11 protein-coding genes are annotated in these 16,093 nt (G+C 52.3%); 3 read left to right on the forward strand and 8 right to left on the reverse strand.

What is annotated here, in order from left to right:
• The first annotated feature begins 78 nt into the window (after nt 1-78).
• Both LOZ86_RS12450 and LOZ86_RS12455 read left to right on the forward strand, forming a co-directional pair.
• Nucleotides 79-1,152, forward strand: a complete 1,074-nt coding sequence (locus LOZ86_RS12450) for a porin (protein ID WP_111778498.1) — start codon at nt 79-81, stop codon at nt 1,150-1,152.
• Nucleotides 1,153-1,485: 333 nt separating this feature from the next.
• Nucleotides 1,486-2,676, forward strand: a complete 1,191-nt coding sequence (locus LOZ86_RS12455; RefSeq protein ID WP_039481269.1) for an amino acid aminotransferase — start codon at nt 1,486-1,488, stop codon at nt 2,674-2,676.
• A 98-nt stretch (nt 2,677-2,774) separates the two neighbouring features.
• Here the strand turns inward: LOZ86_RS12455 and LOZ86_RS12460 are convergent, their stop codons facing one another.
• From LOZ86_RS12460 to cmoM, 7 genes are all read right to left on the reverse strand, one after another.
• Nucleotides 2,775-3,422: an MBL fold metallo-hydrolase gene (locus LOZ86_RS12460; RefSeq protein WP_039481271.1), complete on the reverse strand. Its 648-nt coding sequence runs from the start codon at nt 3,420-3,422 to the stop codon at nt 2,775-2,777.
• 204 nt (nt 3,423-3,626) lie between these two features.
• Nucleotides 3,627-4,175, reverse strand: coding sequence for a peptidoglycan L,D-endopeptidase MepK (gene mepK / locus LOZ86_RS12465; RefSeq protein ID WP_039481274.1), 549 nt, complete (start codon nt 4,173-4,175; stop codon nt 3,627-3,629).
• Between the two features lie 179 nt (nt 4,176-4,354).
• A complete protein-coding gene (gene ldtD, locus LOZ86_RS12470; protein ID WP_039481278.1) occupies nt 4,355-6,091 on the reverse strand; it encodes a L,D-transpeptidase in 1,737 nt (578 codons plus the stop codon).
• Between the two features lie 436 nt (nt 6,092-6,527).
• On the reverse strand, nt 6,528-10,967 hold the full coding sequence (gene mukB, locus LOZ86_RS12475; protein WP_039481281.1) for a chromosome partition protein MukB: 4,440 nt from the start codon (nt 10,965-10,967) through the stop codon (nt 6,528-6,530).
• A gap of 167 nt (nt 10,968-11,134) precedes the next feature.
• Nucleotides 11,135-11,857, reverse strand: coding sequence for a chromosome partition protein MukE (gene mukE / locus LOZ86_RS12480; RefSeq protein ID WP_039481284.1), 723 nt, complete (start codon nt 11,855-11,857; stop codon nt 11,135-11,137).
• On the reverse strand, nt 11,838-13,163 hold the full coding sequence (mukF, locus tag LOZ86_RS12485) for a chromosome partition protein MukF (RefSeq protein WP_039481286.1): 1,326 nt from the start codon (nt 13,161-13,163) through the stop codon (nt 11,838-11,840). Before mukF ends, mukE begins: the two co-directional genes overlap by 20 nt.
• Nucleotides 13,160-13,945: a tRNA uridine 5-oxyacetic acid(34) methyltransferase CmoM gene (gene cmoM, locus LOZ86_RS12490; RefSeq protein WP_039481288.1), complete on the reverse strand. Its 786-nt coding sequence runs from the start codon at nt 13,943-13,945 to the stop codon at nt 13,160-13,162. The genes mukF and cmoM overlap by 4 nt, the downstream gene beginning before the upstream one ends.
• 167 nt (nt 13,946-14,112) lie before the next feature.
• On the opposite strand from cmoM, the gene elyC reads away from it, so the two are divergent.
• Nucleotides 14,113-14,961: an envelope biogenesis factor ElyC gene (gene elyC, locus LOZ86_RS12495; protein WP_039481291.1), complete on the forward strand. Its 849-nt coding sequence runs from the start codon at nt 14,113-14,115 to the stop codon at nt 14,959-14,961.
• On the opposite strand, the gene LOZ86_RS12500 is transcribed toward elyC, so the two are convergent.
• Nucleotides 14,913-15,806, reverse strand: a complete 894-nt coding sequence (locus tag LOZ86_RS12500; RefSeq protein ID WP_039481293.1) for a YcbJ family phosphotransferase — start codon at nt 15,804-15,806, stop codon at nt 14,913-14,915. The two genes, elyC and LOZ86_RS12500, sit on opposite strands and share 49 nt — an antisense overlap.
• Between the last annotated feature and the right edge of the window lie 287 nt (nt 15,807-16,093).

The raw sequence follows: 16,093 nt of genomic DNA on the forward strand, positions 1-16,093 counted from the left end.
CCAAACTTTCAGGAATAGTTCCGCAAAGAATTATTTATGGCAGTGGCAGGTGTCCAAATAACACCAATGAGGGTAATAATGATGAAACGCAACATTCTTGCAGTAGTAATCCCAGCTCTGTTAGTCGCAGGCGCAGCCAACGCTGCTGAAGTTTATAACAAAGACGGCAACAAGCTGAATCTGACTGGTCGCGTACATGCAGGTTATGCGTTCCAAAACCAAAGCGCTGAAAACGAAGACAACACCAATGCTCGTATTGGTTTTAAAGGTGAAACTCAGATCAACAACGATCTGACTGGTTATGGCCGTTTTGAATATCAATTTGATGGTAACAGTACTGAGGACTCTTTAAGTACTAGCGATAACAAAACCCGTTACGCTTTTGCTGGACTGAAATTTGCTGATTTCGGTTCTTTCGATTACGGTCGTAACATGGGTGTTGCTTACGACGTTCTGGCTTATACCGACGTTCTGCCAGAAAATGGCGGCGATAGCAGCATCACGGATACCCTGACTGGTCGTATCGGTAACGCAGCAACCTTCCGTACTACTAACCTGTTTGGTTTAGTTGAAAACTTGGGCTTCGGTCTGCAATACGTTGCTAAAGATGAAACATCTTCTCCAAACATCAGCCGTAGCCACGGTGATGCATGGGCAACCTCACTATCCTATGACACTGATTTTGGCGTAGGTGTGATTGCATCTTACGGTGCGTATGATCGTACTCAATTTCAGCAGCAGGCTGCTACTGGCGCTCGAGGTGATCGTGCTGACGTATGGTCAACGGGTCTGAAATATGACGCAAACAACATCTATGTTGCAGCAGTTTACGGCGAAGGTCGTAATTTCTTCCGCGCTAGCAGCACAGCTGGAATTGCTGATGAGAGCAAAATCTTTGAAGTTGTTGCACAGTACAACTTTGATTTTGGCCTAACACCTACCATTGCTTACGTATCTCGTAAAGACAAAATTAATAACGTTGCCAACGATTACGCTGTTAAATATGCAAGCGTTGGTGCAACTTACGCATTCAACAAAAACTTCTCTACCTATGTTGAATACGACATCAGCCTGCTTGACAAAGATCAGACTAAAACATTCAATCAAGAAAACAGCGACCGTGTAGACGTCGGTGTAATCTACCAGTTCTAAGTTGGCATCGCATAACGTAACGAGTTAATCGTTCGTATTGCATGAAAAGACAGAGCCTCGGCTCTGTCTTTTTTATTGCGTGCTGGGTCGCGTCGCGATAGCTCTCCACTTTTACGAGCAATCGCCTGCAACGTTGAAAAACGCTCTCCCGCATTTTCTGTTTCTGCTTTACGCCACGCTGCGCCAATTATTCTCGCCTAACCAGTCTTTTATTTCGTCTCTCTCCTTCTCCCTGTTATTTCCCTTTCTTTTTGACATCAACGGTTGGCAAAGCCTTTTACTGACGGTACTCTGAGAATTCTTATTTCATCTCAGTTATGGAACATTCTGGCAATGTTTGAAAATATCTCTGCCGCACCGGCCGATCCTATTCTCGGGCTGACCGATCTTTTCCGCGCCGATGACCGCGCGAATAAAATCAATCTGGGTATTGGTGTCTACAAAGATGAAACCGGTAAAACTCCGGTTCTGACCAGCGTAAAAAAAGCAGAACACTATCTGCTGGAAAATGAAACCACCAAAAATTATCTGGGCATTGACGGTTTGCCAGCATTCGGTCAGTGCACGCAGGAGCTGTTGTTTGGCAAGCAGAATGCCATCATTGCCGACAAACGTGCCCGCACGGCGCAAACGCCGGGCGGAACAGGTGCGTTGCGCGTAGCCGCTGATTTCATTGCAAATCAAACGTCTGCAAAACGCATTTGGATCAGCAATCCAACCTGGCCAAATCACAACAACGTCTTCTCTGCTGTCGGTTTGGAAATTTGCCAGTATGACTACTACGATGCCGCTAACCATGCGCTGGATTTTGATGGCCTGCTGAACAGCCTGAACGCCGCACAAGCCGGTGACGTGGTACTGTTCCACGGCTGTTGCCACAACCCAACCGGTATCGATCCTACCGCTGAGCAGTGGGCTACGTTGGCCGAACTGTCCGTAGCAAAAGGCTGGCTGCCGCTGTTTGACTTCGCCTATCAGGGCTTTGCTCGTGGGCTCGAAGAAGATGCGGAAGGCCTGCGTCTCTTCGCCGCGAAGCACGATGAACTGATCGTATGCAGCTCGTACTCTAAAAACTTCGGTTTGTACAATGAGCGCGTCGGTGCCTGCACACTGGTTGCCGCCGATGCCGCTACGGCAGACACAGCATTCAGCCAGGTGAAAGCGGCTATTCGCGCAAACTACTCCAACCCACCGTCACACGGCGCAACCGTTGTTGCGACCATTCTGGGCAACGATGCACTGAAAGCCGTCTGGGAACAGGAATTGACGGCGATGCGTGAGCGTATTCAACGCATGCGTCAGCTGTTCGTGAATACCTTGCAGGAAAAAGGGGCAAATCAGGATTTCTCCTTCATCATCAACCAGAATGGGATGTTCTCATTCAGTGGTTTGACCAAAGAGCAGGTCCTGCGTCTGCGTGATGAATTCGGCGTTTACGCGGTGAATTCTGGCCGTATCAACGTTGCAGGAATGACGCCGGAAAACATGGCTCCACTCTGCGAAGCGATTGTTGCCGTACTCTGATCGTTCTGCGATTAAAAAAGCCGACACACTGTGTCGGCTTTTTCATTTCTGTCCTTTATTGATAAATTTCTGCCCTTTACTGATAACAAGAACAGAAACTACCAAATCGCGGCATCTTCACGCAGGAAAGGGTTGGTCTTGCGTTCATGTCCTAAGGTCGACATCGGGCCATGTCCTGGAATAAACGTCACATCGTCACCCAGCGGCAGCAGCTTATTTTTGATAGACGCAATCAACGCTTGATGATCCCCCTGTGGGAAATCGGTACGCCCTACGCCACCGTTGAAAATAACATCGCCCACCTGTGCCAGCCGCGATTCTGCATCAAAGAAAACAATGTGTCCCGGTGTATGGCCTGGGCAATGGAAAACCGCCAGCGTTGTCTCGCCCACGCTAATCTCATCACCTTCCTGCAACCAGCGCGATGGCGTCAGCGGCGCGCATTCTTCCAGACCAAACATCCGGCTCTGTGCCGGCAGCCCTTCCAGCCAGAATGCATCTTCAATCTGCGGGCCAATAATTGCGACCTGATAGTGCTCGGCCAATTCCGCCGCTGCACCTACATGATCCAGATGGCCGTGCGTTAACAGAATCTGTTTAACTGAAACCCCTGCATCCGCGACGGCACGTTTGATTTTTTCCGCATCGCCACCGGGATCGACAATCGCCGCTTCATTCGTTTTTTCACACCATAACAACGTGCAGTTCTGGCTAAATGCCGTCACCGGGACAATTTGATATTTCATATCACTCCATGTTGAATAAACTGAGCGGTTCGCTCTGCATAACGAACCGTATCAGGAAAAAATATACCCGTCATACTTCAAGTTGCATGTGTGTTGGCTGCGTTCACTCACCCGAATCACTTACCTCAGTAAGCTCATCGGGATTCCTTCCCTTGCCGCCTGCCTGAAACTCGAATTATTTAGGGTATGCGCTGCGGTAGCGAATTACCAGGTGCGGACGGGGCCGGTATCGATGTGAACGAAATCACTGCGTGGGTAGTAGCCAACGCCGCCGGCACGCATCTTCATCGCCGCTTTACGAATGTTAGCGAGTTGAACACCTTCAATATGGAAATCCATCGCCTGCCCTTTCGTGTGGTAGCTCTGCTTTGCTACACCTCTGCTATGCGCACGTAATTCGTTATTCGTATCTATCGCGCGATAACCAGAAATCAGCTGTACGGGCTTGTTGGTGCCCAACATGACCTGTAAGCGATAGAGCTGATCGAAAAGTTGGGGATCAATCGTTTTGACTTTATTGGCGCGATAGTCGCGGAAAAAGTGATTCAGGCGGGAAAGTTCTGACTTGTTATACCGTTTGCCATCAAAGAATTCCGTTTTCAGCAGCTCTCCGGTATTCAGATTGTTCAGCGTCAAAATTCGTGGTCGGGGTGTAGATAACGTCGCAAATGCCTGACCGGGAAGCAGTGCGATACCCAACGCGGCACCACCCAGTGCAAGCCACTTACGGCGATGATTGTCAATGTGATCCATAGAACAAGTACCCTGGCTAAAGAACGGTATAAAAGGAAGCACAAAACGTGCCGCCTTGAACCTTAACTGCCAGAGAAAAGTGAGTCAACCCGCTTTGCTTACGGGTTTGCGGGAGATCGCATCGATCCCCCGCAAAAACGATAAAATACCGATACCGCTAATGCCCGTGTTTTCAATACTTACTGAAGCAACAGCCCTGCTCTGGACAGCACTTTCGTCCCAGCACGAGCGGTGTCATCATAATTGTAAATATCTGTTCGGAACTGTGCTCTACCATCTTCGGCCACCCACGCGGTCAGGTAATAGAGGTTGACCGGAATCCGATGTTTCATTGACACAAAGGTGGTATTTCCCTGATCCAGCGTGGAAGAAATACGGTTATTATTCCATCCCGCATCCTGCAATAGCATGCTAGCCAGTTCCGATGCCTTATTAACCCGCACACAGCCGGAGCTCAGCGCCCGGATATCACGCTGGAATAGATTGTGATTAGGCGTGTCGTGCAGATAAATCGCTTCTGAATTCGGCATATTAAATTTATAGCGTCCCAGCGAGTTATTCGCACCTGGGGCCTGACGCAGGCGATAGGGGAAGCGCTCTGCTGAGACCATCGGCCAATCGATCATGGAAGGATCGATCGCTTCAGCATCCTGACTCCAGCCGGACAACACCGTGTAGCCATGACGCTGTAGATAACCGGGATCGCGCACCACTTTAGGAATGATGTCCTGCCGAGTCAGCGTCGTAGGGACATTCCACGGCGGATTGACCACCACGTTATACAGCGAGCTGCTCATCAATGGCGTTTTGCGTTTAGGCTGCCCAACAATCACGCGCGATGATAAGCGTTCAGCGCCATCTTGATAATAGATCAGTGAATAATTGGGGATGTTCACCATGATGCCGGTGTGAACATTGTCCGGTAACAGACGCAGACGCTGGATATTCAGCGCCAGCAGCGTTGCGCGCATTTGCGGGGACACATTGAGCCAATCGCGCGTACGCTTACCAATAACGCCATCACCCTCCAGCCCTTGCCAATGCTGGAAGCGTTTAACCGCGTCAACCAGTTCGCCAGTATAACGATCGTCGATAGCAACGCCCTCGACCTGCGGAACCTGTCCTGTCGATACTGCCGTCGCTGCGGTATTTTCGTTAAATAGCGTAATGCTCTCCGTTGAAGACAGCATGCCAGTACGTTGCAGAATTTCACGCAGTACCGCCAGTTCTCGACTCTGCTGTTCCGGGCGCAAAGACTCCGCCAGATTCAGGCTCGGCCACGGGCGATTGTCCGTCAGCATGGTCTTCAGCGCTTCATGCATTTTGGCGTATTGCGAATGCTGGGGTACCAGCGAAACGACATAAGCCGCGCTGGTGCCGGATTTCACGGCCTGTTGCCATTGCGAAACGATATTGAGCGCCGGTGATTGCAGACGGTAAGGCACGCTGCTGTACAGCCAGTCGTTACCGCTGCGTTCTACACCCGAGACGAACTGCAAATAGCCCAGCATCGCATCCGAGAGCACGACATCACGCGCAAATCCGGTTAATTGCGGATCGGTCAGCCAGGTTACCCATGTGGTGAACTGCGGCTGTACGCCGGCTATCGCCAATTCGGCCAGCTGTTGTTGAAACTGTTGAACCGCACGGTTATCTGCCCACATAGGCTGCATCTGATGTTGGGCATAAAGCGATGATAAATCAGAGAGATAATGTAACGACATACCGTGCGGCAGCGCGGCCAGAAGCCCTGCACGGCTATTTTCTACAGACACCACGCCCGAGCTTTGCGATAAGCCGGATACCACCGTCGGAGATGCTGCCAGCACCGAAAACGAAGGAGACAGGCTTCCGACCCAAATACAACCCACGCGTAACAGCAGCCTGACCATTTTTCGTTTATGTAACAACAACATCCATTTATCCCCTGTACTCATTAATCACTATGCTTTCACGACAATCCACGTTGGATATGGAAATAACAAACCGAATTCGCTCGTATACGGTCATACTGGCGTAAGCACATTCTTTAGGTTTTCTTGTGTAGAAAATGAAAAAGAATGAAATATGATCATTTTTATATCGCGTCCGTTATTACGGTACGCCACCTTGCAACATAAAACCGCAAATCCTTCTACGGTCTGTAATCGTTTCATCGTCAGTATATAAAGAGAAAAATATTTTTGCTTCTTCTTCTGGTTATTATCTTACGCGTTTGATGAAGCTATTCGTATTCAACATTCCCTTTACGCAACGCTTTACGAAAAAAATAAAGCCGCTTAAAAAAGCGGCTTTATCATTATAGAGGAAAATAGCGGCAAGGTTTGCAACGATAAAATTTACCGCTCCCCACTACGAGGCTTGCTCTTGCGTCTCTGGCGCTTCCGTTCCGAAACCACGCAGCCCGACCACATGGACGTGCTCGTTGTTCTGGTAGACTTTACGCACCAGCTTATAGGTGGTTCCCTTCTCGGGGCTGATATTTTCCGGTGCCGCGATGACCAGCTGCATTTCCAGACGATCGCAGAGCTCGAACAGCGTCGCAATCGACTTGGCATCCAGACGCGCCGCCTCATCGAGGAAGAGCAGACGGCACGGAATAATATCTTTACCACGCAGGCGCTTCGACTCTTCTTCCCAGCTCTGTACCACCATAACCAGAATCGACATCCCGGTCCCGATGGCTTCCCCGGTCGACAGCGCCCCACTTTCCGCTCGCAGCCAGCCATCCGCGCCACGGTTAACCTCAACTTCCATTTCAAGGTAGTTCCGGTAATCCAGTAGCTCTTCACCGATCGTTTGCGGCGTGCGCTGTCCCATATCAATTTCAGGATTCAGACGCTGATACAGTTTTGCCAACGCTTCCGAGAAGGTCAGACGGTTGCTGTTAAACAGATCCTGATGCATTTCCTGCTGTTCGGACAACACGTTGAGCAGCGTGGTATGCGTTTCGCGCACGTTAACGTTGAGACGAACACTCTTCACCTGACCAAACGCGACCGCTTGCAGCCCCTGATTTAGCATCCGAATGCGGTTCTGCTCACGTTGGATCGTTTTACGAATGATGTTTGCCACGCTGCGAGAGCTGATGGCCAGCATCTGTTCACGCGCCGTTAGTTCTTCAGTCAGACGGTTAAGCTCGATTTCCATCTGCTCAATGGCTTCTACCGGATCATCGGTGCGAATAATATCCTGACGGATACGTTCGCGCAGATGCTGGTAAACGGCGATATAGAACTGAATTTTGCGTTCTGGCCGCTTCGGATCTTCGGAAAGCCGCAGCACATCGCGCAGATGTTCGTTATCCGCAACCGCCAGACGCAGCGCACCCAACGCCTTATCCGACATGGAACGCAGTTCATCGCCTTCCATATATGCCAATTCACGACGGTGCAGACGACGCTCGACGCCATTGTCTTTCACCAAACGCATCACTGCACACCAGCCTGCTTTCGCCGTAACAACCTGCTCACGCATCTGGTGATAATCACGTTCCAGTTTGCGCAGTTTCTTCTGCAAACTGTCCATTTCCGCTTCACAGAATGTAATCTGTTTTTCCAACTGATTCCGGCGCGAGCGGTTAGTGCTTAATGCCGCATGCAGCTCATCACGGCGCTGACGGGCGCGCGCTTCGGCATCAGCGTCCGCGCGTACACCGATATCCTGAAGCTCTTGCGTCAGTTCCTTAAGCATGTCCTGCTTGGCATCGTAAGAACTTTTCAGCGATGCCTGAACCTGACTGTACTGCGTCAGCTGTGCCTGATGCTGGCGTAGCTGCTCACGTGCTTTTGTCCGTTCTGCCTCAGCCAGTTCCAAACGATGGCGCAGTTTGTCATTCAAGCCAGCATTCTCACCCAGCATTCCAGCCGAATCGGCATAGCTGAAGTGCGCGCGACGCTGCACAACCTCAGTCAGTGCAAACGCCTGCTGTTTTGCCTGCCGTTGTGCGTTCTGCGCCTGCGTATAATCCTCCTGCAACTGCTCATGCTGCTGCGGATCGCTTTGCAGGACAGAAACCAGCGGTTCCAGCTTAGCCAGCGTTGTACCGTGCTGCTGAATGAAGCGAGCAGACTCTTCGGTTTCATCCAATTCCGCACGAATCTCTTCCACGCGATCCTGCAATGTCTCATCGCAAAGCAGGCTAATGCGCGGAATCAGTTTATTCAGCTGTGCGCTGGCTTCTTTCGCTTGTTCGTACTGCTGACGCTGCTGCTGATTTTCGCCATCAAAGCTGGCCATCGCACGATCCAGCTCGCCACGACGGGAACTGAGCGTACGAATCTCCACTTCGGGATCGTCATCAAAAACGACTGCCAGATGGGTACCGATAAAGCGACCAAAAGACTGGTGCAGGCGCTGCGTTTTCTGCACGTCAAACGACAGCGTTGCGTACTGTTCCGCCAGCGCTTCGCGCTCATCACGCAAGCTTTCCAGACGCATTTCCCGCGCAGCACGGCCAAACAGCGGCACCTCAGGGAAACGGGAATAACGCCACTGGCGCTCCGCGACTTTCACCACGACGGCACGTTCCAGCTCGTCAACGGCAAATACGCTGTCATCAAACGACTGCGGATCCCCCTCGATCAGATACAGATCTTCCGGGCAGTCTTCGAGACCCGCAAGCTGATCGCGCACCAGCGAGAGATCGGACACCACAATCGCATGGCGGGAGGGACCATAAAGCGCCGAGAAGTACGGCGCATCATCCAGTGTCACGTCATCATAAATTTCAGACAGCAGCACGCCGCCAAAACGTTCCGCCAGCGCGTTCAGACGCGGGTCTTCCGAACCTCCGGGCTGGCTGAGTCGCTCAACCTGCGCTTCAATCTGGCGTTTGCGGGCGGCGATGTCATCACGTTCAACCGTAGTTTCACGTTCGCGCTCCAGCAGTTGCTGCATGAATTCCGTCACCTGACGGCTATCTTCAAACGTTTCGCCGCTCTGCTCGCTCAACTGCGTCAGCATTTCCTGTGCGGCCAGCCAGACTGGCGCGCGCGCCGTCAGCTTCTGAATGCGCTGCTGGGTTTGCTCCAGCTCTTGGCGTAGTGCCATACGGCGCTCGCCCGCTTCTGCCACCAGCGATGACAGCGTTTCGATGCGGGCATCAAGTTCTTGCTGGAGGGATTCCAGCTCTTCCGGTTGATAATCTTGGCCGTTGCGTTTGCTGAAATCCTGCAATAACCGCTCGGCATCCTGCTGTTCGCGTAGGCGCTGTTCCAACTCAGACAGACGCATCCGCAGCGGCTGTACCCGCTCCGCCTGGTAGCGTTGTGAAGAGCTGTCACGCAGCAAATCGCGCGCAACCTGCCAGGCTTCGTTGCGATTCACCGCACCGGCAATCTTAGTCACCAGCTGATAGGCTTGTTCAAACTGCCCGTGCGCCGCATCGGCCACGCTCAGTTTCTGCTCCAGCATCAGCAGAATTTCTGTCGCTTCCTGCTCTTTCGCCTGATAGCTGTCCAGCCACTCATCCGCATTGTCTGCCGTTAAATCTGGCAACTGACACAGCGTGCGGGCGCGTTCCAACGCCTGTTGAGCTTGCTGGTACTGAATGGCACGTGTTTGCTGCACGTCCAGCGCCTGCTGATAATCGGCAAGCTGGCTTTTCAGCTCATCCACTTCCAGCTCGGTCGCATCGGCGCGTTCTTCATTTTCCGCCTGCTGCTCCCGCGCTTCTTCCACCACCTCGTTCTGTTCTTCGAGGCGATAGCTCAATTCTTCCAGGTCGGCGTTATAGCGCTCGATTTTTTCCTGCTGGCGCATGGCGGTCTGCACCAGATTCAGGTGATCGCTGGCCGCCTGATAATCCGTTTCCAGATCGCCTTCGGCACCGCTCTGTTCTGCCAGTTCTCGCGCCATTTCTACATGACGATATTGCTCACTGGACAGTTGCTTACGGCTGGAGAACAGGTCACGGCGCAGTTCCAACGCCCCATCCAAATGAATACGGCGCTCATTGGCGTGCCGCATATAGTCGGCGGCCACATAGGACGTTGCTTCAGAGATCAGGTGCTTAAACAGGTCGCGATCGGACTGGGTAACGCGAATCGCCTCCAGCGTCATGCGGTTTTCACGCAGCGCGGCTTCCATATCCTGAAACGCTTTACGCACGCCGCTATTTTCCGGCAGCAGGTAGTCACGCAGCGAGCGAGTAATCGCACTGGAAATACCGCCGTACAGCGAAGCTTCGATCAGACGATAGAACTTACTGCGATCGGAAGCAGAACGCAGGCGACGCGGCACCACGCCCAAATCAAACATCAGCGAGTGATAGTCGGTGATGGAGTTAAACTGCTTGAACTGAACGCCTTCCATCTCCTCGACGCGATCTTTCAGCTCCTGCAATGAGAGCACGCGCGCCTGACGATCGCCGACCACCTGCGTCAGAATTTGCGTCGGCTGTATCGCCGTCGGTAATCCCTGAATGGTGAAAGGTTTGATATCGACTTTACGGTCGCGCCCTGCAACCTGCTGGAGACGAACCCCAACCAGCACGCGCTGATGACGCGAGTTAACGACATCCAGCGTGGAGTAGCAGACGCCGGCGCGCAATTTACCGTGCAGGCCTTTATCGCGTGAACCGCTGGTGGCACCGGCTTCGGTGGTGTTCCTGAAGTGCAACAGCGTCAAGTCAGGGATCAGCGCCGTAATAAAGGCGGCCATCGTGGTGGATTTCCCAGCACCGTTACCGCCGGATAGCGTGGTAACCAGTTCATCCAGATCGAAGGTGCGGGCGAAAAAGCCGTTCCAGTTGACCAGCGTTAGTGAGCGAAATTTACCGCGTTCAATCATTCCTGTTCATCCTCAACACTGAGAGCCCATCCCAGTAGGCGTTATTGGTGCAGTCAGTTTGGACACGGACAGCGCGCAGAAACCGGAGCGTACACGTAGTACGTGAGGATTTCGAGCACTGCCCAGGTTCAAACTGGCAAATGAAATAGCTCTAATGGGATAAGCTCTTATTCATCCTCGCCCGTTTCTGGCGCGGTATCATCGGTGCGATCATTGTCGTCGCTGTCATCTTTCAGCGACAAACTACCTTCAACAGGCATCGCTTCACCATCGCGAATCATGCGTAGCTGTGCTTCGCGGGCATCATCGCCGCTGCGCACATCAGCTCCGAAGCGGAACACCGATTCAGTAATTCTGAATTTGCTGCTGTCATTGCCCATAAAGTAGATCATACCTAACCGACGTAAGCGGTTAAGCGACGTTCTGACTTTTTCCTGCAATTTTTGGCGATCCAGATCGGAACCGGTAGAACGCTGGTTAACCAGCTTCAGCAGTTTGCTTTCATCCGCCAGACTCAGCAGCTCTTCATACAGTTCCTGCTGGCTGAAAATGCCTTCGTGCGCCAAACGCTCCGGGCTCAGATAGAGATAGCAGAGAATTTTCCCTACCATCATATCCAGCTCAGACAGCACCGAGCGCGGGATCAGCGTGGTAGAACGCGGACGCAGATAGAAGAACCCTTCCGGCGCGCGAATCAGCTCTACGTTGTAACGGCTGTAGAACTCTTCCAGCACGTCCTGGAAATCCATCAAAAACACATGGTTTTCCAGCTCTTCAATGCCAACATGACGCCCGGCGCGCAATTGGCTGTCCAGCGCAGGAAAGAGGTTATTCGACAGCGCGGTTGCCAGCTTCACTGGCATAAATTGTTCAATATTTGTCGATGACATGGGCCTGTACCTTGGCTCCGTAATCATTGATCGCCTGCCACAATGCAGGCAATCCGGTGAAATCTGTTTCGGCTACGCCCAGACGTACTGCCTGGTCGACCACGATTCGGGCAACATCAAAATGCTGCGAGCGAGGATGCTGTGCGAGGTACTCACGCATTACTTCACTCAAATCCAGCGGAATCTGTTGCGCTTTATATTTATGCAACGCCTGCTCGACTAGCGCGATCAGCTGCTCTCGCATTTCACTAAACTCTTCGTATTCCAGCTCCGGCGGCAGTTCACCAGTGACTTCTTCACTACGCAGCGCCAGTTCTTCGTCGCGCATATCCAGCAGGCGATTCGCGTTGGCAAACGTCAGCGCCCAGGGGCTATCGAAATAGCTCTGCACCGACTGACGCAACCGCTGGGCAAAGACGCGGTTTTTATCCATATCAATCGCGGTACGGATAAACTTATGTACGTGGCGGTCGTAACCAATCCACAGATCTATCGTCTGCTGTCCCCAACTCACAATGCGATCGAGTTTGTTTTGCAGGTCAAACACCAGCTTGTCGACAAACTCCAGATTATGCGGATTATTCATAATCGCATCCTGAATGCTCAACAGGCTCGTCTGCAATTTGTCGCCTGCGGCTTCCAGCGTATCCTGTAGCTCACGCAGCGTCGATGACGTTTCCGTCAGCAGTTGTTCACAGCTACTGATCGCGGCTCGCCAGTCCTGATTTAACAGCGCGGCGATATCGTCTTTAACGCCCTGCTGCTGCTCATCCATCACCCGCTGTGACAGATCGATACTGTCAAAAATTTCTGCAACGGAATATTTCAGCGGCGCAAATACGTTGCGGTGCCAATGAAACTCATCACCGTCTTCCTCCGCCGCATCGGCTGCGCGACTGAGTTCTTGCGCCACGATAGAGAGCTGCATGGAAAGGCGCAGCGTCGAGAACTCACGCTGCCGAATGTAATAATCGGTAATGCCAATCCCCAGCGGCGTCAGACGATAAATCGCATTACCTTCGGCCTGCTCGCTGGTAAAGCGGTTAAGCAAGCGCTGGCGCACCAGATCGTTAATCGCGTTGTTGGCGCGAAGGGTAATGGTTTCGTTCGTCTGATCAAATCCCTGACTCACATGACGGAAGGCATCAATCAACTCACCTTCACTCATTTCACCATCCATGCGTTCGCCGTTAAGCGTGGCAATCGCCATCAAAAACGCCAAGCGTTCGGTGGGGAGGGAAATGGAGAAATCGTTTTTTCGTGCCCAGGCGACCAGTTCGGGTACAGTCTGGGAAAAATCACTCATAATGCATCCTTCAAATGGGGTTTATGCGCCATGACATGGATATAACGGCCCAAACTCACAAAAGGCTCTTGCCGACAATACCGCTGTTCAATCTCCAGAATGTCGTCAAATTTCTCAACTTGCTGCTGTTTGTTTTTCAAGTAGTCATGAAACACGCGCACGCCCGTTTTTCCGCTAATGGTCAGCCCCATCTCATCAAGCCAGCCGTACACGTCTTGCGGGTTCAGCGGGTGATCTGGCGAGAGCGAGCGCCGTTTGCCCTTAGGCATTCCGGCCTGAACATAATCAAAGTTGCCCACCACCATGTTACGCATCAACAGCCCATGATGGTTATAGAACATCAGGGACAATGCGCCACCCGGCGACAGGCTATCGCACAGTGTTTTCAGTACCTGCTGCGGTTGCGCGACCCATTCCAGCACCGCATGGAACAATATCAGATCGGCGGGGCTATCCATATATTGCGCGATATCCTGTGCGGCACACTGCACAAAACGCATATTATGGGTAACGCCCTGCTCCGCTGCCGCATTTTTGGCGCGCTGAATCATCTCACCGGAAACATCGCACAACAATACCTGATGTCCTAAAGCCGCCAAACGACAGGCCATCTGCCCTTCACCGCCTCCCGCATCAAGGATGCGTAAAGGCCGTGCCGGAAGTCGGGTCAAAAGATCGCTAAGATCCTGCCACAATACCGCCAGCCGAAGTCTCCCCTTCGTCGTGCCATAGATATTCTGAGCAAATTTTTCGGCGATATCGTTAAAATTGCGATCCTGCATCAGTCATTGTTCCGCATCATATAAACGGGGATCTCGTGCAGGACATGTCTGCGCGATGCGATTTTTTTCCAGCCTGCCATTTTGGCACAGGCTGGCTTAGAATAAATGGCCTTACCGCATGATATCTTCCCGGATGCGGTTTTTTCACTCAAAAGGAATGCAATTTTATGCTTTTCACACTCAAAAAGTTCGTCGGTGGCCTTCTTCAGCCCCTGCCATTGCTATTGCTTCTGATGGGTGTTGGTCTGTTGCTGCTTTGGTTTACCCAACGGCAACGCACGGGGAAAGCGATAATATTAGCCAGTTGGCTGATGCTTACTCTGCTCAGCCTACAGCCTGTTGCCGATCGACTGTTGTTACCACTGGAATCACACTACCCAACCTGGCGGCAAACGCCGGAGGCGAGCAAAGCAGAGCATATTGTCGTGCTAGGCGGGGGATATACCTATAACGCGGAATGGGCACCCAGTTCTAATCTCATCAGCAACAGTCTCCCGCGCGTCACGGAAGGTGTTCGCCTTTATCATGCCAACCCCGGCGCAAAGTTGATTTTTACCGGTGGAGCCGCACAGGGTAACCCTGTCAGCAGCGCGAAAACCGCGGCGCTGGTCGCCGAAAGTTTGGGTATTCCCCAGCAGGATATCATCATTCTGGATACGCCACGGGATACGGAAGAGGAAGCGGCTGCAACCGCTAAGATTGTTGGCGATCGCCCTTTCTTGCTGGTGACCTCAGCCAACCATTTGCCTCGCGCCATTCGATTCTTCCAGGCTCAGGGGTTAGCGCCGATTCCCGCGCCCGCAAATCAGATGGCGATCACCTCCGCGCTCAACCCGTGGGAAAAAGTGTTCCCTTCCGCTTACTATTTATCGCACAGCGAGCGAGCCTGGTACGAAACGCTCGGTCGCCTCTGGCAGGCACTGAAGGGAACCACAGCAGAACCGCACGACGCGGAACCACCGCAGGCTCACTCCAGCCAGGGAGATAACTCGCGGGAAGCGACATCAAATAGCTGACGGTCTAGCTGTCCCGTATGGATATAGCGGGAGACGGCTTCCCAAATGACGTATAGCCAGCGCCGGTAGACAAAGGATTCAGATACCGGCGCCTGTTTCAGATAGTGATAAAGCAACTGCTCCGGCATACCGGATTCACAAAGCCGGAAGAGTTCATACTCTCTGGGTGCCCACAGCATCATTCCCGGATTGATCATTGCCAATAGCTGATCGCTCCGCGCGTCCTTCAACATACTGCGCAGCGACAGATTACCGTGTACCAACACACAGCCATCCTCGAAATCGTCAAACAACATCTCTAAGCACTGGCGAGAACGATAAAGTACGCTCCGATCCTGCTGCGTAAGCTGTGGCGCATTGACATTGAGCAACGTGGACCACAGCACTTCCAGACGCTGTTGATACCAGCTGAACCAATCATTGTCCTGCGTGCTGTCCACGGAACCGACGCAACCATGGCTATCAATTCGATGCCAGGCCAATACGTTTTCAACAATTTGGTCCATCAGCAGCGTCCAGCGCTGCCCGTTTCTTGGCGGCGCTTCCACCGACACACCGCGCAAGCGCTCAATCAGCAGCAGTTCCCGATAAGGCTGCTGTTGCGTCAACACCAGCCCATAAACGGTTGGCAAACGCACGTCACCTTCACGCGCCAGCATCGAAAGTTTGTAGGCTTCCTGCTGCGCCACGCCCTGACAAACATAACTTTTAGCCAACAAAGGCATCGCGTTGCCTTCTTTATCATACAAGGCATACAGATCCGCATAGGGCTGTTCGCTTATGCGCTCAAGTCGGCTGAGGCTTTCCCCCAACACCGTACTGAGTTCCGATTTCAATTGTTCCATAAACGGCTATACCTGAGTTGAGCCAAATAGCTCCGCTCACAATGATGCGGCGAGCGGATGACAAATACTTCAACGCAGATCAAATATACTCGTCATACTTCAAGTTGCATGTGCGTTGGCATCGTTCAGTCACCCGAATCACTTACCTATGTAAGCTCATCGGGATGAAATGAGAGACATCCTGTCTCTCACCGAAGGCCAACCGCTGGCTGGACAAATTCGTTCCCGACGAATTTGTCCTTCGCTTGCCGTCTGCCTGAAACTCGAATTATTTAGAGTATAAGCGG

This window comes from Pectobacterium parvum (genome assembly GCF_020971565.1).
Lineage (GTDB): Bacteria > Pseudomonadota > Gammaproteobacteria > Enterobacterales > Enterobacteriaceae > Pectobacterium > Pectobacterium polare.